This window comes from Methanolobus sp., from assembly GCF_016278385.1.
Taxonomy (GTDB): Archaea; Halobacteriota; Methanosarcinia; order Methanosarcinales; family Methanosarcinaceae; genus Methanolobus.
This window is the reverse complement of sequence record NZ_JADQBY010000013.1, coordinates 135,708-160,375: the sequence shown is the minus strand read 5'-3', so window position 1 is coordinate 160,375 and position 24,668 is coordinate 135,708. Positions and strand designations below refer to the sequence as shown.

Annotated in this window: 30 protein-coding genes and 1 tRNA gene; 27 read left to right on the top strand and 4 right to left on the bottom strand. The window is 42.4% G+C overall.

The genetic code is table 11. The features are described 5' to 3' along the window. Window positions 1-50 precede the first annotated feature (50 nt). The 8 genes from QZZ23_RS05970 to QZZ23_RS05935 all read left to right on the top strand — a co-directional run bounded on the left by QZZ23_RS05970 (window position 51) and on the right by QZZ23_RS05935 (window position 8,536). Complete coding sequence (locus QZZ23_RS05970) at window positions 51-2,642, top strand: valine--tRNA ligase (protein WP_292467740.1); 2,592 nt, start codon at window positions 51-53, stop codon at window positions 2,640-2,642. A gap of 120 nt (window positions 2,643-2,762) precedes the next feature. Next, window positions 2,763-3,245: an RNA-binding protein gene (locus QZZ23_RS05965; RefSeq protein ID WP_292467738.1), complete on the top strand. Its 483-nt coding sequence runs from the start codon at window positions 2,763-2,765 to the stop codon at window positions 3,243-3,245. Window positions 3,246-3,371: 126 nt separating this feature from the next. Then, a complete protein-coding gene (sepF, locus tag QZZ23_RS05960; protein ID WP_292467736.1) occupies window positions 3,372-3,752 on the top strand; it encodes a cell division protein SepF in 381 nt (126 codons plus the stop codon). Then, entirely contained in the window at window positions 3,749-4,387 is a 639-nt protein-coding gene (locus tag QZZ23_RS05955) for a ZPR1 zinc finger domain-containing protein (protein ID WP_292467734.1), read from the top strand. The genes sepF and QZZ23_RS05955 overlap by 4 nt, the downstream gene beginning before the upstream one ends. Before the next feature lie 355 nt (window positions 4,388-4,742). After that, window positions 4,743-6,179, top strand: a complete 1,437-nt coding sequence (gene proS, locus QZZ23_RS05950) for a proline--tRNA ligase (RefSeq protein ID WP_292467732.1) — start codon at window positions 4,743-4,745, stop codon at window positions 6,177-6,179. 53 nt (window positions 6,180-6,232) lie between these two features. Next, on the top strand, window positions 6,233-7,309 hold the full coding sequence (gene cobT / locus QZZ23_RS05945; protein ID WP_292467730.1) for a nicotinate mononucleotide-dependent phosphoribosyltransferase CobT: 1,077 nt from the start codon (window positions 6,233-6,235) through the stop codon (window positions 7,307-7,309). Between the two features lie 69 nt (window positions 7,310-7,378). Next, window positions 7,379-7,573, top strand: a tRNA-Trp gene (locus QZZ23_RS05940). Window positions 7,574-7,774: 201 nt separating this feature from the next. Beyond that, window positions 7,775-8,536, top strand: a complete 762-nt coding sequence (locus QZZ23_RS05935) for a response regulator (RefSeq protein ID WP_292467728.1) — start codon at window positions 7,775-7,777, stop codon at window positions 8,534-8,536. Here QZZ23_RS05935 and QZZ23_RS05930 read toward each other — a convergent pair. Further along, on the bottom strand, window positions 8,529-8,861 hold the full coding sequence (locus tag QZZ23_RS05930) for a DUF4405 domain-containing protein (RefSeq protein WP_292467727.1): 333 nt from the start codon (window positions 8,859-8,861) through the stop codon (window positions 8,529-8,531). The two genes, QZZ23_RS05935 and QZZ23_RS05930, sit on opposite strands and share 8 nt — an antisense overlap. 252 nt (window positions 8,862-9,113) lie before the next feature. On the opposite strand from QZZ23_RS05930, the gene QZZ23_RS05925 reads away from it, so the two are divergent. From QZZ23_RS05925 to QZZ23_RS05835, 19 genes are all read left to right on the top strand, one after another. Beyond that, window positions 9,114-9,704 carry a 50S ribosomal protein L15e gene (locus QZZ23_RS05925; protein ID WP_292467725.1) on the top strand — a complete coding sequence of 197 codons (591 nt, stop codon included), beginning with the start codon at window positions 9,114-9,116 and terminating at the stop codon, window positions 9,702-9,704. Further along, entirely contained in the window at window positions 9,701-10,156 is a 456-nt protein-coding gene (locus QZZ23_RS05920) for an RNA-binding protein (protein WP_292467723.1), read from the top strand. Before QZZ23_RS05925 ends, QZZ23_RS05920 begins: the two co-directional genes overlap by 4 nt. After that, the gene (rnp3, locus tag QZZ23_RS05915; RefSeq protein WP_292467721.1) at window positions 10,149-10,886 is read left to right on the top strand and encodes a ribonuclease P protein component 3; all 738 of its coding nucleotides are present in this window, start codon (window positions 10,149-10,151) and stop codon (window positions 10,884-10,886) included. The genes QZZ23_RS05920 and rnp3 overlap by 8 nt, the downstream gene beginning before the upstream one ends. Next, window positions 10,883-11,257: an Rpp14/Pop5 family protein gene (locus QZZ23_RS05910; protein WP_292467719.1), complete on the top strand. Its 375-nt coding sequence runs from the start codon at window positions 10,883-10,885 to the stop codon at window positions 11,255-11,257. The genes rnp3 and QZZ23_RS05910 overlap by 4 nt, the downstream gene beginning before the upstream one ends. A 71-nt stretch (window positions 11,258-11,328) precedes the next feature. After that, window positions 11,329-12,123 (top strand): archaeal proteasome endopeptidase complex subunit alpha, encoded by a 795-nt coding sequence (gene psmA / locus QZZ23_RS05905; protein WP_292467787.1) that lies wholly within the window; start codon window positions 11,329-11,331, stop codon window positions 12,121-12,123. Window positions 12,124-12,154: 31 nt separating this feature from the next. Further along, the gene (locus QZZ23_RS05900; protein WP_292467718.1) at window positions 12,155-12,847 is read left to right on the top strand and encodes a ribosome assembly factor SBDS; all 693 of its coding nucleotides are present in this window, start codon (window positions 12,155-12,157) and stop codon (window positions 12,845-12,847) included. A gap of 9 nt (window positions 12,848-12,856) precedes the next feature. Next, window positions 12,857-13,636 (top strand): exosome complex RNA-binding protein Rrp4, encoded by a 780-nt coding sequence (gene rrp4, locus QZZ23_RS05895; protein WP_292467716.1) that lies wholly within the window; start codon window positions 12,857-12,859, stop codon window positions 13,634-13,636. A 57-nt stretch (window positions 13,637-13,693) separates the two neighbouring features. Then, window positions 13,694-14,671, top strand: coding sequence for an exosome complex exonuclease Rrp41 (gene rrp41 / locus QZZ23_RS05890; protein ID WP_292467714.1), 978 nt, complete (start codon window positions 13,694-13,696; stop codon window positions 14,669-14,671). A gap of 3 nt (window positions 14,672-14,674) precedes the next feature. Then, window positions 14,675-15,463 carry an exosome complex protein Rrp42 gene (gene rrp42, locus QZZ23_RS05885; protein WP_292467711.1) on the top strand — a complete coding sequence of 263 codons (789 nt, stop codon included), beginning with the start codon at window positions 14,675-14,677 and terminating at the stop codon, window positions 15,461-15,463. A 50-nt stretch (window positions 15,464-15,513) separates the two neighbouring features. Beyond that, the gene (locus QZZ23_RS05880) at window positions 15,514-15,807 is read left to right on the top strand and encodes a 50S ribosomal protein L37ae (RefSeq protein ID WP_292467709.1); all 294 of its coding nucleotides are present in this window, start codon (window positions 15,514-15,516) and stop codon (window positions 15,805-15,807) included. A 7-nt stretch (window positions 15,808-15,814) separates the two neighbouring features. Further along, on the top strand, window positions 15,815-15,952 hold the full coding sequence (locus QZZ23_RS05875; protein ID WP_292467707.1) for a DNA-directed RNA polymerase subunit P: 138 nt from the start codon (window positions 15,815-15,817) through the stop codon (window positions 15,950-15,952). 6 nt (window positions 15,953-15,958) lie between these two features. Beyond that, the gene (locus QZZ23_RS05870) at window positions 15,959-16,426 is read left to right on the top strand and encodes a hypothetical protein (RefSeq protein WP_292467705.1); all 468 of its coding nucleotides are present in this window, start codon (window positions 15,959-15,961) and stop codon (window positions 16,424-16,426) included. Beyond that, window positions 16,417-16,653, top strand: a complete 237-nt coding sequence (locus QZZ23_RS05865) for a KEOPS complex subunit Pcc1 (protein WP_292467703.1) — start codon at window positions 16,417-16,419, stop codon at window positions 16,651-16,653. Before QZZ23_RS05870 ends, QZZ23_RS05865 begins: the two co-directional genes overlap by 10 nt. 132 nt (window positions 16,654-16,785) lie before the next feature. Further along, on the top strand, window positions 16,786-17,136 hold the full coding sequence (locus tag QZZ23_RS05860) for a prefoldin subunit beta (protein ID WP_292467701.1): 351 nt from the start codon (window positions 16,786-16,788) through the stop codon (window positions 17,134-17,136). A 58-nt stretch (window positions 17,137-17,194) separates the two neighbouring features. Further along, the gene (locus tag QZZ23_RS05855) at window positions 17,195-18,190 is read left to right on the top strand and encodes a DHH family phosphoesterase (RefSeq protein ID WP_292467699.1); all 996 of its coding nucleotides are present in this window, start codon (window positions 17,195-17,197) and stop codon (window positions 18,188-18,190) included. Between the two features lie 23 nt (window positions 18,191-18,213). Continuing rightward, the gene (locus QZZ23_RS05850; protein WP_292467697.1) at window positions 18,214-19,518 is read left to right on the top strand and encodes a phenylacetate--CoA ligase family protein; all 1,305 of its coding nucleotides are present in this window, start codon (window positions 18,214-18,216) and stop codon (window positions 19,516-19,518) included. A gap of 43 nt (window positions 19,519-19,561) precedes the next feature. After that, window positions 19,562-19,999, top strand: a complete 438-nt coding sequence (locus QZZ23_RS05845) for an acetolactate synthase (protein WP_292467696.1) — start codon at window positions 19,562-19,564, stop codon at window positions 19,997-19,999. Between the two features lie 118 nt (window positions 20,000-20,117). Continuing rightward, window positions 20,118-20,465: a DUF2103 domain-containing protein gene (locus QZZ23_RS05840; RefSeq protein WP_292467694.1), complete on the top strand. Its 348-nt coding sequence runs from the start codon at window positions 20,118-20,120 to the stop codon at window positions 20,463-20,465. Window positions 20,466-20,475: 10 nt separating this feature from the next. Continuing rightward, window positions 20,476-21,456, top strand: a complete 981-nt coding sequence (locus QZZ23_RS05835; RefSeq protein WP_292467692.1) for a methanogenesis marker 12 protein — start codon at window positions 20,476-20,478, stop codon at window positions 21,454-21,456. A 117-nt stretch (window positions 21,457-21,573) separates the two neighbouring features. Here QZZ23_RS05835 and QZZ23_RS05830 read toward each other — a convergent pair whose 3' ends face one another. From QZZ23_RS05830 to QZZ23_RS05820, 3 genes are all read right to left on the bottom strand, one after another. Next, window positions 21,574-23,115 carry a thiamine pyrophosphate-dependent enzyme gene (locus QZZ23_RS05830; RefSeq protein ID WP_292467690.1) on the bottom strand — a complete coding sequence of 514 codons (1,542 nt, stop codon included), beginning with the start codon at window positions 23,113-23,115 and terminating at the stop codon, window positions 21,574-21,576. Between the two features lie 7 nt (window positions 23,116-23,122). Further along, window positions 23,123-24,034, bottom strand: a complete 912-nt coding sequence (mmp11, locus tag QZZ23_RS05825) for a methanogenesis marker protein 11 (RefSeq protein ID WP_292467688.1) — start codon at window positions 24,032-24,034, stop codon at window positions 23,123-23,125. Between the two features lie 63 nt (window positions 24,035-24,097). Beyond that, window positions 24,098-24,652, bottom strand: a complete 555-nt coding sequence (locus QZZ23_RS05820) for a LemA family protein (RefSeq protein ID WP_292467686.1) — start codon at window positions 24,650-24,652, stop codon at window positions 24,098-24,100. Window positions 24,653-24,668: the final 16 nt, after the last annotated feature.

Sequence of the window (24,668 nt, the reverse complement as noted above, 5' to 3'; positions counted from 1 at the left end):
CAATACATTCAATTACAACACTAATTGATTATACTTATCGGAGAGTCACAATGACCGTCCCAAAAGAATATGACCCACACATTATAGAGCCTAAATGGCGGGATTCATGGAATATGTCCATGTATCATTTCGACTGGAAAGACAGCACCAGACCCCAGTTCATAATTGATACACCACCGCCATACCCCACAGGAAACTTCCATATCGGCAATTCCCTTAACTGGTGCTACATTGACTTTGTTGCAAGATACAAGCGCATGTGCGGCTATAATGTGATGTTCCCACAGGGATGGGACTGTCATGGTCTTCCTACCGAAGTAAAGGTAGAGGAAATTCACGGCATAACAAAGAACGAGGTACCGAGGGAAGAGTTCAGGAACATGTGTCGCGAGCTTACAGTCGGCAATATTGAGAAAATGAGGAACACAATGCTAAACCTCGGTTTCTCAACTGACTGGAGCAATGAATTTGTGACGATGGAACCTGAATACTATTCCAAGACCCAGAGGTCTTTCAGGAAGATGTATGACATGGACCGTCTCTACCAGTCCGAACACCCTGTAAACTGGTGTCCAAGATGTGAAACAGCAATTGCTTTTGCAGAAGTGGAATATGATTCCAGGGAGACAAAGCTCAATTATCTGTATTTTGATGGACTCCAGATAGCTACATCCAGGCCGGAACTGCTTGCAGCATGTGTTGCAGTAGCCATCAATCCGGAAGATGAGCGCTATAAGGAACATCTTGGATCAACGGTCAAGGTTCCTCTTTTCGGTCATGATGTCAAGGTCATCGGTGACAAGGACGTAGACCCTGCATTTGGTACTGGTGTGGTTATGATATGCACCTTTGGTGACAAGCAGGATGTCAGATGGTGGATGGAACACAGCCTTCCACTGCGAAAGGCCATTGACAAGAGCGGCCTTATGACCGATATTGCTGGCAAGTACAAGGGAATGTCCATTCCTGAATGTAAGAAAGCCATTATTGAAGACCTCGAAAAAGAAGGTCATCTCTTTGAGCAGAAACCGCTTGAACAGAATGTCGGTATGTGCTGGAGATGCAGCACCCCTATTGAGATTCTTTCCGAACGCCAGTGGTTCATTAAGATAGATACGGATGAGGTTTCAAAAGCATCAAATGATATCGAGTGGCTGCCGGAGTATATGAAGGTCAGGCTTGACAACTGGACCAATACAATGGAATGGGACTGGTGCATATCCCGCCAGAGGCTCTTTGCAACTCCAATACCTGTATGGTACTGCAAGCACTGTGATGGGGTAATGGTTGCAAAGGAAGAATGGATGCCTATTGACCCTACACAGCAACAACCACCAGAAGCATGCAAATGTGGCAGCACAGAATTTGAAGCTGAAGAGGATGTTCTGGACACATGGATGGACTCATCAATCACAGCACTTCATGTTTCAGGATGGCTCACTGATCATGAAATGAGGTTACCTACACAACTTCGCCCACAAGGCCACGATATTATCAGGACCTGGGCATTCTATACAATATTACGCTCCATGGCAATAACCGGGAAGAAGCCATGGGATGCCATCCTTGTCAACGGTATGGTGCTTGGAGAAGATGGCCACAAGATGAGCAAATCACTTGGTAACGTCATTGCTCCTGAAGAAGTGATCAAAGACTACAGTGCAGATTCATTCAGGCAATGGGCTGCTATTGGTGGATCTCCAGGATCAGATGTGATGTTCCGTTGGAAGGATGTCGTTTCTGCATCGAGATTCTTCACAAAGATGTGGAGTATCTATCGGTTTGCAATGTCTCATCTCGAAGATTACGAGCACTGTGAGATGGATGTATCCGAGCTGAAGATAGTCGACAGGTGGCTTTTCAGCAACCTGAATACTCTTGTGAGGTCTGTTACCGGTTCAATGGATGATTATCAGTTTGATGAAGCATTCAAAGCTGTCAGGGGTTTCACATGGGACATACTTGCAGACAATTACATCGAACTTGTCAAATCACGTCTGTATGGTGATGACGAGTCCGGGAAGAAAGCTGCAAAGTACACATTATATGTTGCAATTGACACTCTTTCCCGGTTACTTGCTCCGTTTGCTCCGTTCTTTGCGGAGGAAATGTTCTCCCGTATCGGTAATGGCAGTGTACATGTTCATTCATGGCCAAAAGTTTGCGAGTCCATGATAGATGCTGAAATTGAGAAATCAGGTGAGTTCATAAAGGATGTTGCAAGCAATGTGAGGAGATATAAATCCGAGCATGGTATGGCACTCAATGCCCCTCTTGAAAAGATCGAGATATATGGAAGTCTTGCAGACATAACTGATGTGCTGGGGGCTACGAACTCTCCTGTAGAGGTTATTGCAGGTGAGCCTGATTTCGAGCATGTTCCTGTGAATGTCAAACCCAATATGGGTGTCATTGGTCCTAAATTCAGAGGGCAGGCAAAGGACATAATCAACGCACTGCTGGAAGAAAATCCTAAGAAGATCGCTGATGAGATTGCAAAAGGAAAGATAACTGTAAAAGTCAAAGGGGATATGCTTGAACTTGACCCTGAATGTGTTGAGATAGAAAAGGAAGTAGTCTCCGCAGGAAGAGCAGTTGATGTCCTTGATATCGGCGGAGTGCCTGTTGTAATCGTAAGATGAAGTTATATGGACGCTGGCAGGCTTTACCCGCATAAGCTTTAAAAGCATCCAGCACTTATTTCATCACGCTAATTAAAGCAATAGCAATCAAATAATATGTATCTGCTTGCAGGTGATTAGTTGAAAATAAAATCCAGGATACAGCTAAGAAAATCAGCAAAGAATCAACTCTTAAGTGATATAAAGTCCATTTTTGGTGAAGCTGTAAATCAGCTTGAAAACAGCAAGTTCGAAACAGCAAATATAGAGGACCTGTCCCTTATACTCGTTGACGGGGAACCACTATTATTCCAGATAAATAGCTTTTACTTCCCCACTGTAAAAGGAGTACTGAAACTGGGCCTGACAAAGAACGTCGTAACTGTCGATTCTGGAGCCGTACGTTTTGTTATAAATGGTGCGGACATCATGTGCCCCGGAATTGTTGACGCTGACCCTGATATAAAGGAAAATGACCCTGTGATCATAATAGAGGAAGCTCACAGCAAACCACTTGCAATTGGCACTGCATTAATACCTGGTGCAGACATGAAGGGCAATAAGGGAAAGGCGGTAAAATCCATCCATTATGTAGGTGACAAGCTCTGGAACCTGGACATCTAAAAGAAATCATTAAAATAGGATGAGTTTAAATATAAATACCAGCACAGTTCATATTAACAGTCCGGTAACATTTTAAGTAGGAATGATATTAATATAACAATGTTTTTGAATACATGAGGGCGAATTATGGCAAATATCGTGAACAAATTATTTGGTGGCAGCAGCAAAAGCTCAACCCTAGAGGATGAATATACTGAACTTGACCTTACCAAGTATGAAGAGGTAATAGATGATGAGCCTGCAGAGACTTATATCAGGGTCGCGGAACTCACAAATCTTAACGAACTTACCTCACTTAAAAAAGAGATCTATGACGGTAATATCGTAATGATCGACATATCCAACATTAAAGTGGACAAGTTGTTGCTTGATCGTGCTTTAAAGGACCTAAAGGACGTTGTCCTGGATGTTCATGGAGATATCGCTGGCATAAAGGATGACCAGGTCCTTGTAACGCCTACAGGGATCAAAATCGACAGATCAAAGATAACTGGTGGAAGATATTGACAGATAACGAATCATGCCGTAGTTTTGAAACAAGAACGTCATGCCCACTCTGCCATGAAGAACTGATTATCAGATGGCAGGGTGATAAGATACCCTATTTTGACGAAGTGATGTACATAACTGCGGTATGCCAGTGCAGTTTTAGATTTGCAGATACCCTCATACTTTCACAGAAAGAACCAATGAGGTATGAGCTTAAAGTTGAAGGCCTTGAAGATCTTAATAGCAGGGTCGTGCGTTCCACCTCAGGCACCATCAGGATACCTGAACTTGGAATCCACGTCGAGCCAGGCTCCGTATCAGATTCTTACATCACCAATATTGAAGGCGTGCTTGACAGGATATACCAGGTAGTCATCACTGCTACAAAATGGGCAAAGGATGAAGAGGAAAAACACTTAAAAGGCCTTGAGATACAGAAAGCCTTAGAAGAAGCCATGGAGGGTAAGTATCCTCTTACGGTCATAATAGAAGATCCATTCGGCAACAGTGCAATTATATCAGATAAGGTAAAATCATGCGTTCTTGAAAAGGAAGAAGCAGGGCATCTTAAGACAGGTATGATCGTATTTGATGTTAATTCCTCAGAGATGGAACTTGATGCAAGTGACTCTGAACACCAGCTAAAGGAATGAGTTTTCATTCCACTTGTTTTTTTACATGATTATACTCCTTAAGTATGGATTACCACAACATTGAGTGGGTAATTAAATATATAGTATAATTAATTCATATTGAATTGAAGCAGAAAGGAGGCCAGAGGCCTGTCAATCCCCATGCAAAAATCAGATAGATAAGATGCATTGACTGGTATCTCTGCATGAAAACGGACAGGAAAAGCATCAGATCCATCTTACATTATCCCTTTTACCCTTTCTCTTTTTACTGCTACCAACTGCTGGTTTAACCTTTATTTGAACCATGGAAGGAAATGCCTATAAGCAATGTATTAGTTAATGTAGCCAAAATCAACTGTAAACAGGTGAATAAATGGCAGAGCAAGAAAAAGAGGCTGCGCTTCCTTCAAAAGAGAAATTCAGTGAATGGTATAATGACCTCCTCCTGAAAGGCGAGATTATGGACGTACGTTATCCGGTTAAAGGACTTTATGTATGGTTCCCTTTTGGATTTAATATCAGGAGAAACGTTTATGACATTATTCGCAGGCTGCTTGATAAAGATCATCAGGAAACACTATTTCCACTTCTTATCCCTGAAAATGAGTTCATGAAAGAAGCCGAACACATAAAAGGCTTTGAAAATGAAGTTTATTGGGTAACACATGGAGGCACTACCCCCCTGGATGTTAAACTGGCACTCCGTCCAACAAGCGAGACCGCGATCTACCCCATGTACAAATTATGGATTAGGTCCCACGCAGATTTGCCCCTTAAGCTCTACCAGATAGTCAATACTTTCAGGTACGAGACAAAACACACACGCCCACTTATAAGGCTTCGTGAGATCACATCATTCAAGGAAGCACATACAGTTCATGCTACATGGGAAGATGCAGCATCACAGGTAGATGAGGCCATAAAGCTTTACACTGAATTTTACCGCCAGCTTGCAGTTCCGGTCCTTGCGTCCAAAAGACCTGATTGGGATAAATTCCCTGGTGCAGATTATACCATAGCTACCGATGCCCTGATGCCTGACGGTAAAACCCTTCAGGTAGGTACAGCACATCACCTTGGTGACAACTTTGCCAAGACATTCGACATAACATATGAGGACGAGGAAGGAGAGCAGGTATATGCATTCCAGACATGTTATGGTGTCTCTGAGCGTTCCATAGCTGCCCTGATATCCATACACGGAGATGACAAAGGTCTGGTTCTCCCACCAGCAGTTGCTCCTGTGCAAGTAGTTATTATCCCCATCATATTCAAGAAGCCCGAAGGTGTCCTTGAAGCTTGTGAAAAAGTAAAGAGTGCACTTGAAGCTGCAGGCATACGCGTAAAAATAGATGCAAGTGACAGTCGTCCCGGTGCCAAATATTACAAATGGGAAATGCGCGGTGTTCCTGTGAGACTGGAGCTTGGCCCCAGGGATCTTCAGAACAATGCTGCTATGCTTGCACGCCGTGACACTGGCGAGAAAAAACAAGTATCCCTTGATAATATCACAGAAGAGATTATTTCGCTGCTTGATGAAATCCATGAAAACCTTTACGATAAAGCAGTATCCAGATTGCAGGAACGCGTATTTGACTGTGCTGACCTTGATACCGTTAAAGACAAGCTGCCTCAGGGAATAGCAAAGATATTCTGGTGCGGCAACAAGGAATGCGGCCTGATGATCGAAGAGGAGATAGGCGCAGGTATTCTGGGCATCCCTACTGAACAAACAGAAGGATGCACAGGAAAATGTCCTGTATGCGGATCAGATGCAGGTACTCAGGTATATGTTGCAAGAACTTACTAAATCCATCTGGAAAAGGTCATATACCCCCTGTAAAATACATCAAGGCGATTGGCATGGATATATTAGCACCTAAAAAAGACCGGTTACCTGAAAAACCATTGTTTGTGTGTGTTCTTGGAAATACAGAAACGGCGTATATAGAAGGCCTTTCTGCAGCAGGCAAGACTGCAAAACTAACAGATTACACGCCAGCAGGCGATGCGGAGGTTCTTGAGACGGGAATGATCATTGATATTCCCATTCTTCCAATGACCCCACCATATGATACGCCTACACCTGCCCTTATTACACGTGCGGCACTTTCAATTACAGGCATTCCACATGTGTTTGTGAACGCAGGTCTGCGCGTTCTTCCGGCAAAACAGGTACCATTGATTGATATTGGTGGATTGCCAGGTAATGATATCAGAAAAACAATTGCTGTGCATGATGTTGAAAATGTATTCAAAAATGCCTTCAAACTTGGGGAAAAGCTTGCAAATGATCATGACCTTATTGTAATTGGCGAAAGCATTCCTGCAGGAACAACAACCGCAAATGCTGTGCTTCAGGCATTGGGTTATGATGGTAACGTTAGCAGCAGTTCAAATTCGAATCCCCTTAATCTCAAAAAACAGGTTGTTGAGGATGCACTGAAATCATCAGGCATCACATTTGGATCCTTACGCGATACGCCCCTTAAGGCAATTGAATCCGTTGGCGACCCAATGATGGTAGCTGTGGCTGGAATTGCAGCAGGCCTGGGAGATACCCCCACCATACTTGCAGGTGGCACCCAGATGGCTTCAATCTTTGCTGTTATCAAACATATGGGTTATTCGACAGACAATATCAAAATAGTAACCACTAGCTACGTTGTCAGGGATGAAACTGCTAATTTCACAGAGCTCGCTGAAGAGATTGGTGCCATGTACGAAGGAGCTGACCCCGAATTTGGAAAATCCAGCTTTAAGGGACTACAGCAGTATGAAGTTGGTTTTGTTAAAGAGGGAGTAGGTGCTGGTGGTGCAATATATTTAACTAGCATGTTCGGCCACTCAATGGAAGAATTACGCTTAAAAGTAGAAGAGTTATGTGATGAGTTGTGTCAATTCGGAAATTTAGACCGGGTTGCTGATAAAAACATATAACACAAGAAGGAATGTACCGCTAAATATATCATAGATAAGATGTATTTTGGGGGTACTGCCCGAATATATGGGGCTGTGGCCTAGCCCGGCATGGCGATGGGCTCCAGCGGATAAATGATGAACAACGGGTCTACTGAGACTAACCCGACGGGGTTGGTTTGTGAGGAACCGTTGGAGCACTGATGTGTGCTCATGAACATAAGCTGTTTTTTGCAGCTGTTCGGAGAGACCCGTCGATCGTGAGTTCGAATCTCACCAGCCCCACATTATATCTTTGTAGTAAAGATTCTACAAGGCAGGCATTTTTCTATGCCTAAACTTTATATGTAGATAGAACTATATAATTAATAGTAAAATATACTATTGTTATTTTACAGAATAGAGTTACAAAACAATAAGGTAACCATTAGATTTATATTGCAATGTATTTATTCAATTTACATGCCATAAGGGGGCCTAGGATTCATGCGAGACAGGGATAAAGTACTCATTGTTGATGACGAACAAGCCATAGTAGAGTTGATGGGCCTTTACCTTAAATCAGACTATGAAGTAATTCCTGCGTATAGTGGTCAGGAAGCACTGGATAAAGTAAAAGCTGAAAAGCCTGATATTATCCTGCTTGATGTAATGATGCCCGATATGAATGGGTATGAAGTATGCAGGATTTTGAAAACATCTGTGGAAACTCAATTTCTGCCTGTAGTAATGGTTACTGCATTATCTGGAAAGGATGACCGTATCAAAGGAATAGAGGTAGGAGCAGATGAGTTCCTTGGCAAACCTGTAAACCGTCTTGAACTTGTTACCAGAGTCAGATCCCTTTTGAGAATAAAACACCTTCAGGATAAGATCCTTGCTGAAAGAAATGAAGCAATGAATTATCTGGATATTGCAGGTTTTATTGTTTTTGTCATCGATAGTAAAATGAAGATACATCTTGTAAACACCAAAGGCAATGATATTCTTGGTTACGGTGAATTTGAACTAATCGGTAATGACTTTATTAAGTCACTTGTCCCTGATAAATTGGAAGACGAACTTAGAGGAATGTTTGATAAGGCTCTTGATAAGCAATTAGAATTACCCGAATTTACAGAGCATCCGGTTATTACTAAAGATGGTAATGAGATTCCAATGCGCTGGTATGATGTAATCTTAAAAGATAATGAGGGTAACGCTACAGGCATTTTACGTTCAGGCGAAGATATAAGTAAATTCAAGTAATTTGCAGGAGCGATGTATGAGTTCGCTCAAACATAGTCAATTTTGCAATCTGTTTCTTTCTCTTTTTGAAAATATTCCTTTTTGCATAACACATCCATTTTCTATGTAGGACAAGATGTAACCCCATAAATAATGTCATTATAATGGCTGACCTGTTATGTATGAGCGTCCACGTAGCTTTTGTAATTCCAAGGTATTCCTGATATTGCCCCTTTGGAACTCCTGAAGGAATGACAAGGAACATGACAAATCCAGTGACTGCAACTACTAGAAATAATATAGTCAGAATAACATCAACTGAATAGCTTACTTTCGTCCTGTTCATTGAATTTCCTCTTTTAAGACATACATAATCAAATATGTTGATAGTGCGTAGTTACAATACTTACAAAGAAATTATCTTTAACTCCGGACAAAATCGATATTTTGCAAATAGTGCTTCCTACCATATTGTGCAAAGGTTTAAATTAAATCACGTTAAGTAGTAGTCCTGTTTCATTGTCGGGATGAGTCCCGTGGGAATGTAGCTTTACACAAGCTGAACCGTGAAACTAGAAATGAAACTAAGGTGAACAAATTGTCAAAATCATATTATGCATACGTAAGGGACGCATGGAAAGACCCGGACAGCACTTATGTCCAGGAACTGAGATGGGAAAGACTCCAGCAATGGAGAAAAGAAGGCTCAGTCACAAAAATAAGACGTCCAACCCGTATTGATCGTGCTCGTTCCCTCGGATACAAGGCAAAGCAGGGCATAATCGTAGCCCGTGTAAAGACACGCAGAGGTGGCCTCAGAAAGTCAAGATACATCCGTGGAAGGCGTACACAGCGCATGGGAAAGAACAAGATCACTGGTGGCATGAGCATCCAGAGAATTGCTGAAGGCCGTGCTAGCAGAAAATTCCCGAACATGGAAGTTCTTAACTCCTACTGGGTTGGAGAAGACGGAAAAGCCAAGTGGTATGAAGTCATTCTCGTAGACCCAAGCCACCCTGTAATCAAGAGTGATAAAAACCTGAACTGGATCTGTGCTAGCACCAACAAAGGACGTGCAGAGCGCGGTAAGACCAGTGCAGGCCGTAAAGGCAGAGGTATGATGACACGCGGCAAGGGTACTGAGAAAACAAGACCAAGTCTCAGGTCAAACCTTAACAGGGGCAAGTGATCCACTATATTAACCTGCGTGTAATCGCACACTCAACTGAGGATCTTTCCAGGGTACGAGTTGCCCTGGACTTCTTTTTAGGGAATGCCACTGGCAAATCCGACAATCATGTTACTGATGAATTAATTGAAGTAACCGACATTGAAGGTCACTATGGTAATTCCTCTGTGATGCTCAGTTCGCAGATTACCCGCAAATCAGACTCTGTAAGACTTGCCAGGTTCATCAGGGAGCACATGTCCCATGAAGATCTCGAAACCCTGCGCAATGAAATGCCTGACAGGCTGGATGACGACCAGGTATTCCACATGAGGTTTGACAAGCAGTCTGCCTGCCTTGGAAAAATAGTACTGAGTTCTTCATCAGATGCCATTATTGCAAAAGTGAAAATAGCCACTTTCCCTAAGAACCGTGTTCATGCAGGGCAGATAGTGGAGGAATTATTTGGCTAGAACCAAATTCTACGACCTGAATATCCATACTGTCCCCGAAGGCAAAAATAAGATTGAAGAAATGGCAGGCCTTGCAAAGCATTTTGGCTATGCAGGTATCGCCATCACAAATCCTTCTAATTCCTGCAAGCCTGAAAAGCCCGTGGTACTTGGTGGTATAGAAGTTTTCAGTGGCGTTGAGCTAAAAACTGATAATGCTTCTAAATTACACGGCCTTGTAGGAAAATACCGACAAATAACTGACGTTATTATTGTTCATGGCGGTAGTGAAAACATAAACCGGGCAGCAGTGGAAAATTCTAACGTTGATATTCTCTCTAATTTTGGGTCCATGAAAGACAATGGACTCAATCACGTCCTAGCAAAATCTGCACAGGAAAATGATGTCGCTATTTCATTTGATCTTGCAGAGATAATTGGACAGCGTGGAGGCAGGAGAGTAAGAGCACTGGCCAATTTCAGGAAAAATCTAAAACTGGTCCGTAAATATGATGTTCCTTTTATATTGACAAGTAATGGAAATTCTTATTATGATCTACGTGCTCCCCGTGAGTTGATTGCCCTTGCAAGGCTTTTTGGTATGACTCCTGAGGAAGCCACATACGGAATTTCCACAGCACCAGAGCAGATCATAGCAAAAAACAGGCCTTCTTCCAATTACGTATTTAAAGGTGTGGAAATTGTCAATCCTACATTGTATAAGATATCAAGCGAAGGTGATGAACAATGAAAGTTCTTCCACCCACTATACGTGAAAACAAAAGATATCTTGCTTTCGAACTTATCGCTGAAGGACCCGTAAGCAGAGACGAACTGATAAGAGAGATATTTTCTGCAGCCGGCAGTTTGCTTGGAGATCTCGGTTCGAGTGAATGCAATATATGGCTTTTCGCTTTTGAAGGAATGCAGGGAGTAATAAGTTGCAACCGGGAAAACGTATGCCAAACACGTGCTGCTATTGCCACTGTTACACATATAAAAGGTAAAAGAGTTAATATCCATATTCTTGGCATATCGGGTACGGTCCTTGGTGCAACAAAAAAGTATTTAGAGGGTGTAGATATATTTAACCCCGAAGAACAGTCACATATAAATGAATAGAAAGCATATTTCAGTTAGTTATCGTATATATTCTATTATTATTTATAAATAAATTAGGAGATGAAGTGAAGATGCAAATGACACCACAGATGGGTTATGATCGTGCTATTACAGTTTTTAGTCCCGATGGACGTCTCTTCCAAGTAGAATATGCAAGAGAAGCCGTGAAAAGGGGTACAACCGCAGCGGGAATTAAAGCTAAAAATGGTGTGGTATTACTTGTAGACAAGAGGATTACAAGCAGGTTGATAGAAGCTGAATCCATTGAGAAGATATTTCAGGTCGATGACCACATCGGTGTTGCCACTTCAGGACTTGTAGCTGATGCCCGTGCACTTGTAGACCGGGCAAGAGTAGAAGCCCAGGTCAACATGGTCTCTTACGACGAACCAATCGGTGTTGAAGTAATTGCCAAGAAGATCTGTGACCACAAGCAAACCTATACCCAGTACGGTGGTGTCCGTCCTTACGGTACTGCCCTTCTTATCGCAGGTGTTGATGATTCCAGGCCACGTTTGTTCGAAACTGATCCAAGCGGTGCACTGCTTGAATACAAGGCAACAGCTATCGGAGCTGGCAGAAATGCCTTTATGGAATTATTTGAGGCAGAGTACAGTGATGACATGGAGATTGATGCTGCTATCATGCTGGGTATGAAAGCACTTTACACTTCAACTGAAGGAAAAGTAGATGCAGCCACCCTCGAACTGGGTGTTGTAACCCTCGAGGATCGTCAGTTCAGAAAACTCTCAGAAGAAGAAGTTGCAAACCTCGTATCCAGAGTTCGTGAAGAGTTCAAGAACGAAGCAAAAGAAGAAACTGAAGAGAAAGATGACTCAGAAGGTCAGGAAGAGCCAACTGAATAAAATAATATTTTGCATAATGAGGTGAACTAACATGGTATCTCTTGACGAGTCCGTAATCGCAAGACTCAAGAAAGGAAAGAATCATTTTGAAGTCTTTGTTGAACCTGAAGGTGCTTTTGCACTCAAGAGGGGAGAGAAAGTAAATATAGAGGACATAATAGCTGTAGAGTCTATATTTTATGATGCGAGTCAGGGAGACCATGTTGCTGAATCTGATCTTGTCGCTACTTTTGACACAAGCAATGTAATAGAGGTTGCCGAACAGATTCTTGTACACGGTGATCTTCAACTTACAAAAGAGCAAAGAAAGCACATTCTTGAAGAAAAGACCAGGAAGGTCATCACTTTCATTGCACAGAATGCTATGAATCCCCAGACAAAAGCCCCTCACCCACCCGCCAGGATCCAGAAGGCAATGGAAGAAGCCAAAGTCCACATAGATCCGCTTAAAGGTGTTGATGAACAGGTGAAAATTGTAATGAAGGCAATTCGCCCTATCATACCCATAAGGTTTGAGGAAGTTGATGTTGCTGTAAAGGTTCCAGGCGAATATGCAGCAAAAGCTTATGGAGAAATTGCGAATTTTGCAACCCTTGTCAAGAATGAATGGCTAAATGATGGTTCATGGGTTGCGGTTATAAAAATGCCTGCAGGTATGCAGACGGATTTTTATGGCCTTGTCAATCACCTTACCAAAGGGGACGCTGAAACAAAATTATTATGAGGCTGCATAATGGATCGTGAAATTGTAATTCCGGGGCAGCTATTGTCCGAAAACAAGGCTGATTCTGGTCCAGGTACTTTTGTAAAGGACGGAAAAGTCTATTCCCTTTTATACGGAGTAAAAAATTCCAAAAACAGGATATCCGTAATTCCTTTTTCTGGAAAGTATATTCCATCACCCAGAGACTATGTTATTGGTACAGTTATAGAAATAACTCCTTCTAACTGGATATTTGACATTGTTTCACCATATGATGGATTATTACATGTGTCGGAGTTTCCCAGACGTGTGGAATCTGACAGAATGAGGGAGATTATGGATATCGGCAGTTCAACGTTGCTCCGAATAAAAGATGTAAGTTCATCCATGAAGGTCGAACTGACCATGAGAGAACGCGGCCTAAGAACTCTTGAGAGAGGACGTGTTATTGAAATAACTCCTACAAAAGTCCCGCGTATCATAGGACACGGTGGTTCTATGGTATCAATGCTTAAGAAAGAAACAAATTGCGAGATATTTGTAGGCCAGAATGGAAGAATATGGATTAACGGTAAAGATAGTGAAATGGACCTTCTCAATGAAGCTATTGAGCTCATTATGAAACATTCCCACACATCCGGGTTGACGGAAAGGATATCTCATTTCTTAAAGAGTGAGAATAAAGTTGTTTCTGAGGAGGAAAATACTGTTTTAGAGAATAATCTCGCTGAGGATGCAGAAGGAGAAGGCGAGATACAAGAAGATACCTACAGAAAAGTGGATGCACTTCTGGAAGAGGATGAGAATTGACCCAGAGGTATCTCTTTTATATCGACAGGGAGAATGTGCAAACATTGGAGAATTAATATGAGTGATAAACCCGAAAAGTTCATTGATGAAAATGGATTGCGTCTTGATGGCAGGCGTGTTGATGAGATCAGGCCTATGAAGATGGAGATCGGCGTACTCTCCAGGGCTGATGGTTCATGTTATCTGGAATGGGGGAAGAACAAGGTACTTGCAGCAGTGTATGGTCCAAGGGAACTCCATCCAAGAAGATTACAGAAAGCAGATTCCGCATTGATAAGATATCGTTATAATATGGCAGCTTTCTCTGTGGAAGACCGTATAAGGCCAGGTCCAAGCAGAAGAAGTATCGAAATATCAAAGGTCAGCAGGGAAGCTTTTGAACCGGTTGTACTGACACACCTTTACCCGGGTGCTGTTATTGATGTATTCGCAGAGGTCCTCCAGGCAGATGCCGGAACCCGCACAGCAGCTATTAATGCAGCTTCCATGGCTCTTGCAGATGCCGGAATTCCTATGAAAGGACTTGTTTCCGCATGTGCAGCAGGAAAAGTTGACGGACAGATGATACTTGATCTTGATAAAGCAGAAGACAACTTTGGTGATGCTGACATTCCAATGGCTATTACTTCCGAAGGTGAAATAACCCTCTTGCAAATGGACGGGGACATTACACAGGAAGAGTTCAAGAAAGCAATTGAAATGTGTAAGGAAGGATGTCGCCAGATTCTGGAGCTACAGAAAGAGACACTCAAGAACAAATTCGCCAAGCTGGATGAAGTAGAAATCCCAGATGAAGAAGAAGACGTTTCTGCTCTTGTTGAAAGTACACTGGAACCTTCAGAAGAGGAAGAAGAATCCGATATTCCAAAGATTGAGGATGCAGAAGAAGACATAATAGATGATGACGAAATCGACGATAAGTCTGAAGATGAAGAATCAGATTACGAAGACGTTGAAATTGTTGAAGGAGAGTCATCCTTTGAAGATGTCGACGAAGCGGAAAGTCCTGAAGATGAAGAAGAAGAGACTGCCTGAGGTGTGAAGATGGGTAATGAAGTAATGTCAATACTTAAGAAAGATTATATTTACAACCTTATGCTCAAAGGTAAACGTGAAGATGGTCGTACTTTTGATGAAATAAGGAACATAGATATCAGGACCAATGTAATCGAAAAGGCAGAAGGTTCTGCATGGATCAAACTGGGAGAGACCGAGATTCTGGTTGGTGTTAAACTTCAGGTAGGTTCACCGTTCCCTGACTCTGCCGGAGAGGGAGTCATCATCACAAGCATGGAGCTTAATCCAATTGCATCTCCTGATTTTGAGGCAGGTCCTCCTAAAGAGAAAGCAATAGAAATGGCCCGTGTTACAGACAGGGGAATTCGTGAATCAGGCGCAATTGATTTAAGTAAGCTATGTATTACGGAGGGAGAAGAAGTTTGGATTATATTCATCGATATCCATGTTCTCAATAACACAGGCAATATTCAGGATGCTGCATCTCTGGGTGCAATTGCTGCCCTGTTGACCGCAACAGTTCCTGGTGAACGCGAGGGACGTGGAGAAGACAGGCCTCTACCTATCAGGGACATGCCTGTGTCTGTAACATTGGTAGATATTGGCGGCGAACTGATGGTCGACCCGGATCTTGATGAAGAAACTGTTTGTGACACACGCATAACTATTGTTTCTAATCAGGATGGCTCAATATCAGGAATGCAAAAGAGCGGCGATGGTGCACTTACTGAGGAAAAGCTGTTAAAAGCTGTAGCATTTGCCTGCCAGAAAGCATCCGAGCTCAGAGAAACCCATCTGTTGAATATCTGAACTAAAAATTCAATATCATTAAATTCACACATTTCAAGGAGATAAGATTCATGGCAAAAAAGTATACGAGAAAAGGTCGTGTATCCAGGTCCGCTGGTAGATTTGGTACACGATATGGTAGGAAAGATCGTAAGTTGGTAGCGGACCTTGAAGAAAAGATGCGCATGCCTCACAAGTGCTCAAAATGTGCACGTCCTAACGTAAAGAGAGTAGGCACAGGTATATGGAAATGTACTAAATGCGGTCACACATTTGCTGGTGGAACATTCCTGCCTCAGACTAACGTAGGTAAGACAGTTCTCCGTTCTGTAAAGAAGGCAAAAGAAGCAGCAATAGCTGAGTAAGGTAAATATGGCCTATAAATGTACAAGATGCAAAAGAGATGTTGAAATCGACTACGAGTATACAGGTATCCGCTGCCCATACTGCGGTCACCGTATTCTTGTAAAAGAGCGTCCAACATCAATTAAACGCATCAAAGCAGAGTAAGAAGCGATGTTAATCACTTCTTCTCGCAAACCTTCTGCCAGCACGCGTACGCTATGTAAGCATCTGGCAACTTTTTTCGGTTGTGAGTACACCAACCGCGGTAAGATGGGTATGGGAGAGGTGTTAGCCCTTTCTCATAACATGCCTCTTATTATAGTTGGTGAATACCATGGCAACCCAGGAAGTATTTTGTTTTATGATTCAGACGGTTACTGCATACTATCACTTCATATTTCTGTACTTTCTGCACCAGCCTCACACTCAAGATCATCAGGTTTTGACATAGGAGGAGATAACGAACTCGTATCCATTATATCCGATATCCTACTTCCAGAAAAAACCGATAGAACTTCACTTCATCTTTTGCTGGAGCTCACAGGGGATAAAATGGACTTTAAGGAGCGAGGCAAAGTGCTTTTCAGTCTGAGGATAAAAAGTCATAAGATATATACCGGTGATGAAGATTGCACCTGATATCAAGATCAGTGTTCAAAACACCTGTAGCTTCTTCCATATATCGTTCCCTGAAACCAGAAATTGAGAGCCAGGTAACAGACAGATCCTCTGCCGATATGGAAATAAAAGATTCATCCCTTTTCCTTACTGTAAGGTCTGATGACCTTGTTGCCATGCGTTCAACACTCAACACATGGCTACGTCTCATTCAGGTTGCATCAGAGACTGCAGAATGCCTTGAATAATTATACAGCAAAGCATGTTTCATCCCTTTTTATTTTGCAGATTATCCTTCCTTCACATCATTATTTTTTGGTTCATGGCACATAGAAACATTAAAATCACTTTAGGTTTATTGGTATGCCAGGTGAAACCAAATGAGTACGCAAATACCCCCACAGATACAGAACCAACTGGCTCAGCTGCAGCAGGTTCAGCAGCAGGCACAGTCTCTTGCTATGCAGAAATCCCAGATGGAATCCATGCAGAAAGAGTCTGAAATGGCACTGGAAGAGCTGAACAAAGTTCCAGAAGATGCCGTTATTTACCGCACTGTCGGTGAATTACAAATCAAATCCAGCAAGGAAGCAGCTGTTTCTAAATTGAACGAAAAAGTCGAGACACTTTCACTCAGATTACAGTCTATTTCCAGACAAGAAGAAAGAATCTCAAAGCGTTTCACACAACTTCAGGAACAAATCGAGCAGTCCATGGGGAACCAGGCTTAATCAGCCCCCCAATACTGATGATATTACCAACACCAGTTGGTGATATCCAGAGGTTTCCATGCAAGTTGAAGAAACGGAGTTTTTCAATAAACTCCTGGATTACAACAATATTCTTTATCTTTGCCACCGAAATGCAGATCCAGATGCAGTGAGTAGCGCATTCGCACTTTCCGAGGCCCTTGGAGGAACCATTGGCCTTGTAGATGGGTGCAACAGAGTTGCTTCGCTTCTTATTGACAAACTCAATATCGACGTGGTCGAAAAGCCAGACCCATCGGAATATGATATTACCCTGGTAGTTGACACTTCAACCAGTTCACAGCTTAATGACATAAAGCTTGGCAAGTATTGTGTGATCGACCACCATGCTACCACTGCTCTCATAGAGAATGCAGAATTCTACCTTCACCGTCATGCAACATCAACTGCAGAAATGGTTTTTGATATCCTCCGTTCTATGGGTGCCCCAATTATGCGTCGCACTGCCATGGGTCTTTTGACAGGTATAATCACCGACACAGGACACTTTAAACATGCTACGCAGGATACTTTCAGAACCGTCTCTGAGATCATAACTTGCAGCGGAGTAGAATATGCAGATGTACTGGAAATGATGGCTGCAACTCCCCAGGACATATCAATGCGTATAGCCATGCTAAAATGTGCCACCAGAGCAAATATTGAAAGAGTCGATGACTGGCTTCTTGTGGATTCACATGTCAATTCATTCGGAGGAGCTGCATCTTCAATGTTCCTTAATATTGGCGCAGATGTGGCCCTTATCGGGACGTCACGTGATGCAAACATAAGGATTAGCGGAAGAGCAAAGCGTGAAGCAGTTGCAGTAGGCGTGAATCTTGGCAAGATAATGGAAGATATTAGTAAGAACTATGAAGGTACCGGAGGAGGACATGCAGGAGCTGCTGGCATAGATGTAGTTGCTGATATGGATACCATCATTTTTGAATGCAAATACAGGATAAGCGATATCCTCAGAGGCAAACCCAATCCTTCGATATGTGATTCATTGAACAAAGAACCAAAACAATCTTAATTGATCAAATAAAGGGCGATTAAATGACAGAGTACTGGAACCCATTGATTGAAAGGATGCCAGTTGATGAACTGGAAAAGATGCAGGAAAGAAAACTTAGAAATCTTATAGACTATGTATATACTCACTCTGATTTCTATAAGAAAATATTTGATGATGCTGATGTTAATCCACAAGACATACAGACACTGGATGATCTGAGGAAATTACCCTTCACGTATAAATCAGACCTCAGGGACACCTATCCCACAGGAATGTTCTGCGTGCCTAATGAACAACTTGTTCGTTTCCATGTATCCTCAGGAACAACAGGAAAACCCACTGTTGTAGGATATACACGTAATGATATCCATGAATGGTCCACATCCCTTGCAAGGGCATTGACATCAATTGGCGTGGGCCGTGGTGATGTAATTCAGGTAAGCTACGGATATGGCCTTTTCACAGGTGGCCTTGGCCTGCACTATGGTGCTGAAGAAGCAGGAGTAACTGTTCTTCCGACAAGTTCCGGTAACACAGAAAAACAGCTTGACCTTATGAAGGACCTCAACACCAGTGTGATGGCATGCACACCATCCTACTTCCTCTTCATGAATGAGGTCGCTAACCAGATGGGAGTAAGCATAAAGAACGATACTAAGCTTCGTGTTGGTATATTTGGCGCAGAGCCATGGACTGAGGAAATGAGGGGAAGAATTGAGGAAGCTACTGGTATCAAAGCCTATGATGTGTATGGAACTTCCGAACTTAGCGGACCTCTATGTACAGAATGCCAGTACCAGGATGGTATACATATATGGGCAGATCAGTTCCTCATAGAAGTAATTGATCCTGAAACCGGTGAGCAGCTTGCTGAAGGTGAACAGGGAGAACTTGTCATAACAACACTTGCTAAGGAAGCACTGCCGCTTATCAGATACCGCATTGGCGATATTACGGTAATAAACAAAGAACCATGCAAATGCGGACGTACACATCCACGTATTATGAGAATACTGGGACGTGCGGATGATATGCTTATTGTGCGTGGTATCAACGTATTCCCCGGACAGGTTGAATCTGTGCTCATGAAAATACCTGAAGTTGGCGAGCATTTCATGATCATTGTCGACAGAGTGAATGAGCTTGACATCATGAAGGTCCAGATAGAGATAACTGATGAAGCATTCAGTGACAAAGTCAATGATATCATTTCCCTGGAGAAAAAAGTTGAATCCGCGCTGAAGAATGTGCTAAACCTTGCAGTAAAAGTCGAACTTGTTGAAAAAGGCACTATTCCAAGATCAATGGGCAAGGCTAAGAAAGTAATGGACAATAGAAAGTTATAATATTTCACAGAACATAAATTTCAATGAAAGTGCAGGTGCTAATATGGAAGATAAGATAATAAAACAGATCTCCCTCTTTGCTGAGAACAAGCCAGGACGTCTTGCCAATATCGCAGCAAACTTCAGAAAAGCTGATATCAATATCAGAGCATTCACCATAGCCGAAGCAGGAGACTTTGGGATTATCAGGATGGTAGTGGACAAACCGGATGCTGCACATGAAGTTCTTCATGATGCAGGTTTTACGGTATCAGAAACAAATGTGCTGGGTGTTGAGATGGATGATGTACCAGGAGGACTTGGAATGATTGCAAATGTCCTTAGTGAAAAAAGCATAAATATCGACTATGCTTATGCCTTTGTAACAAAAACAGAGAAGGCCCTTCTAATCCTCAGAGTAAATGATATCGAGGCAGCCATTAAAGTCCTGCAGGACGCAAGTATCAAACTCATAGAAATGGCTAATATTCAGGAGATATGATCTTCTGAATGATTTTTTGTAAAATTGTCGTTGTAAGGTAATTTTCATAAATATTTCAATTTTTGCTTATAGATTCAACCATTAATACTTTATAGAACTTCAGGTCATTTCCCTTGAAATGACAGATACTATCAGTAAAACGGAAATTTGCAGACCGAGGTCCAAAATTGGTGGTTCACATACTACCATAATAGGCGGCCGAAATGGTAAAAAGATAGTATCACTAATGAGTCAGCACTCAGAGATTAAAAAGATAATCCCTTCAATTATTACTGTAAAAGGAAAAGGTAATTCAGGAGGAATACTGACCGCCCGGGTACAGCGACCTGATGACAGAGGTAATCTCAGGCTTCTTATTTCACATGGAACTTCGTTCCAGGAGTTGCGTTTAATAACTACTGTTGGCAACTTTAAGGAAGGGGAGCGTATCATGGAAGAACTTAATTCATTATTATCTGATGACTAGGTGAGATATTATGTTTGTTGGAATTGATCACGGTACTACTGCAATGCGTTTTGCTGCGCTTTCCCCCGACGGAAAGGTGCTGAAACTTGAAATTCCAAGAACAAAAGCAGCTGACATGACAGAGTCTCAGCTTGTTTCAGCCATGGAAGATGCTTTTGATGTAAAAAGCACGGATATTTCCCTTATAGCTGTTACATATTCAATGGGTGATGGCATCAGGAACATAGAGGACATAAGATATCTGAAGAACAGAGGTGTCAAAAGCATAGAAGGGGCTGGTCAGAAAACAGGCGGAGGAAGTCGTGTGTTTGATGCAATTAAATCATCAGGCATACCGGCTGTTGTCATCCCAGGTATTCACGATGGAAGTGATACCGACCCACGACTGAATATTTTTTCACACTCCACCAGCCCGGAAAAAATTGGAATTGCATACCATGCATATTCCCTTGGACTGAACGATTTTGTTCTTTCCGATATAAGTTCAAATACTGTTACAATAGGTGTTGCCGATGGAAAAATTATTGGCGCTCTGGATGCCTGCATCTTTGCTCCTGGATTAAGACATGGCCCTCTGGATGTGCAGGCCCTGAGGGATGTAGACGCAGGCAAGATGACTGCAAATGAAGCATTTGTAAATTCAGGAGTTCTAAAACACACCTCTTTTTCAGACAGGCATGACCTCATCAAGGCTGCTGATAAAAAAGATTTGCAGGCTATAATGGCCCTTGACAGCATAGCACTTTTTGCTGCCATGGAAATCGCAGGCATGCAAATTTTACTGAAGGATTATAAGTCGATTGGCGATGTCGTAATAGAAGGCTCTGTGGGGGAAATACCTTACGTCGTTGAAAAAATAGAGGAACATCTTAGTGTGAAAGCCCATGTGCTGGACAGGTGGAGCGCTGCACTAGGTTGTGCTGAAATCGCAAGGGATATACGTGCTGGTTCACATGAGATACTCGGCCTTCAAGTAAACCTATCAAATTAATTGTTTGATATTTGAAATTATAAATATAAAACTATAAATTCCAAACAATCAACTTGAAACATCAAATATCCGGATTCATTACAGATTTTAAAAAACACCATGCATTTATTAGAGAATTCAAAACTTAATGCATTTTCCTTCTATATAAATAACAGAAACACCTTTTTTATTTAGTTCCTTTTGTATCAGATCTTTCAACATATCCTGACTTTTAGCAACTCCTTTTGAACTCAGGCTCTGATCAATGTTAATAACTGCCATATCAGGTACCAGAACCCTTACAACTTCCCGAAGGTCAGGTGCCCCTTGCCCGCCAGTCATGGCAGCTATTTCATTCTGCAATATAATGACAAGAATATCAAAACCACCATCAACTGCATTTATGAGTCCTATAATACCCGAGTGTGCAAGACCGAAATCCCCAATGACGGCCATTCCCTTCCCAGGAAAACCGCATGCAGTTGCGATTGCACCACCAAGTGCAAAACCTGTGTTGACTGCATGAAGCGGGTCCGGTGCTGTGCGTATGGAGCATCCCATATCTCCTGCAACCGTTTCTATGTCATGAAGTACATTATAGAGTGGAATGAACGGACAATCGTCACATATGGGCCTTGATCCCCTGCTAACAATGGTCTGGATATCTGTGTATTTTGAAACTTCATCCTTATCGACATTCTCAAGGGCAAATTCCACATGTTCTTTTTCTATCATTCCTACAGGCAGATGACCACTGCGCTTACCGAGGATACAGTCACATGTGTTAACATATGATTCTATGAATGCTTCACTCTCTTCTATAACGAGTATGCGCTCGTGATTGTTTATGAACTGCTTCACAAGTCTCCACGGAAACGGTGAAACAAGACCAAGGGCAAGGTGTGAATAGTTTGAATACACAAGTTGAGTCGACAGTATGCCATCTATGATGCATGAAGGATAACCAGAAGAAATAATTCCTACTTTGTCCCCGTGCAATGACATACGGTTAAAATGTGAGTTTTCAGATTCATGAATAAGAAGTGGTTCAGATTCAATGTGGAAACGCTGGTGTTTCCCGTGCATGGTCAATTTCCAGATACTCCCGTCAAATTTTGCCTGCAGAATGTTATCCTTTTTACCAGATATTGCCCGACTGACTTTCTCCATTTCCTTTTCCAGCCGATCAGTTATTCTCATAATCAAAGGAACCATTGCATCCTCTGAAAGTTCAAATGCCCTGTTCAGTGAGTCATAAGCATCCTGCGGTGTTGCCGGATCAAAAACAGCAGTTTCCGAGATAGAACCATAAAACCGGGAATCCTGTTCATTCTGTGAAGCCTTTGCTCCAGGATCATCCCCCACAAGTATAACAAGCCCTGCACCGATTGTATGCATCATTGCAGTCATGAGCGGATCTGAAAGCAGGTTCATGCCCACGTGCTTGACCAGTACCATAGACCTTCTTCCAGTCACTGATGCACCCAGTGCAGCCTCAAGAGCTGCTTTTTCATTAGTGAGCCAGTGGATGTCGTAATCGTTGGAATATTCTTCCTTAAAAAAGTGGTCTGCAACCGCAGTCATGGGATATCCGGCAACTGCGGTAATGAACCTCACATTGCTATCAATAGCTGCAAAGTAAATTGCTTCAAGGCCGGTTATTTCCTCAATATCGGTCATATCTTTGTTACTTAAGTTGTGCATTCAGTTTTACTGAATCATCAGGCTGTGCAAACCATGCAAGCGCTGCAAGTGCTCCTATAACGCCATTGCCGTCAAGCCAGATGTCAACATCATTGTCTTTTGCACACTGCATTGCGTATTCTTTTGTGAGCTCACCGCTGCGGCATTGTTTGCTGTACTCGTTCATTTTCTTCGCATCAAAGTCTGAGAGAACGACCATCCCCGTTTCATCGGAAACGCTGTACTTCAGGAGCGCCACCTTTATGCTCTCAAGCAGTTCCTGTTTCGCATTCTCGTTCACACATGCAAATTCCAGTACGGTGGATACACAGTTCTGTGTCCTTGCAGATACCGGGAAAAGTTGTACAAGTGAGTGGGAAAGATAAACGGATTCGATACAATCAAGTTCATTTGCCATATTATGAGTAAGTGTCCAGGTGGCTCCTTCTTCCTTTGTATCCGTGTCATCTATGCCGATGAGCACTCTCTCTCTTCTAGGAACTACAACTGTTCCTTTTGCTGCACGCCCGCCACCGGATTCGGTATAGTTGCAACATAGTACACCCTCTGCGAATGCCCTGCATTTTGTAGCACCTACTCCGCCTCCTCCAAGCCCGGCATATGTGATATGAACCTCATCTCCGATCACAACGACAGATTCAATACCTGCAGCCGCAGTGGATGGCTTAAGCTCAAGGACAGATGTACCGGTTTTCACAAAATATCGGATCATGTTCCCTATGGAACGTGTGTTCAGGATGAGCGGTGAATGTGAATAGTGGAACTTAGACCATGCGGCACCGCCATAACAGTTCGTATGCTCGATGACCTCTGCATATTCGTTGTTCCTGTCGCATATTACATATATACCCCTGTATGGAGTTGTATAGGGGTCATTAAGTTCTATCTCTTTCATTTGTGTGCTAATTGCCGGTTCATACCTTAAATGTTTTGTTTAAAATGGCCGATAAAATGGAAATTAAAACTTAATTTCCGGAACTGCCCTGTCCTCAGCCGGTGCTTCAAACAGTTCTTTCTTTTCAAATCCTTTCATACCTGCAACGATATTGTTCGGAATTGTCTCTATACTGGTGTTGTACTTCATGACAACATCATTGTAGAACTGCCTACTGTAGGCAATCTTATCCTCAGTTTTTGCAAGTTCATTCTGCAATTGGATGAAGTTCTGGTTTGCCTTAAGATCAGGATAGTTCTCCACAACTGCAAACATGGATTTCAGGGCAGAAGTTAGCATATTGGATGCTTCAGCAGTCTCATTTACCCCCTGTGCGGATGAAACTGCTGCCCTTGATTTCGTTACATTTTCAAAAAGGTTTTTTTCATGTTCTGCATAACCTTTCACAGTTTCCACGATGTTTGGTATCAGGTCATTACGTCTTTTTAGCTGCACATCTATCTGGGCCCAGGTATTTTCAACACGGTTCCTCATTTTTATGAGATTATTATAGATAACTACAAATCCAAGACCTAAAACCAGTATTAATGCAAACAAGCTTACCATCTCTAATATCATTCAATCCTCTCCTGTG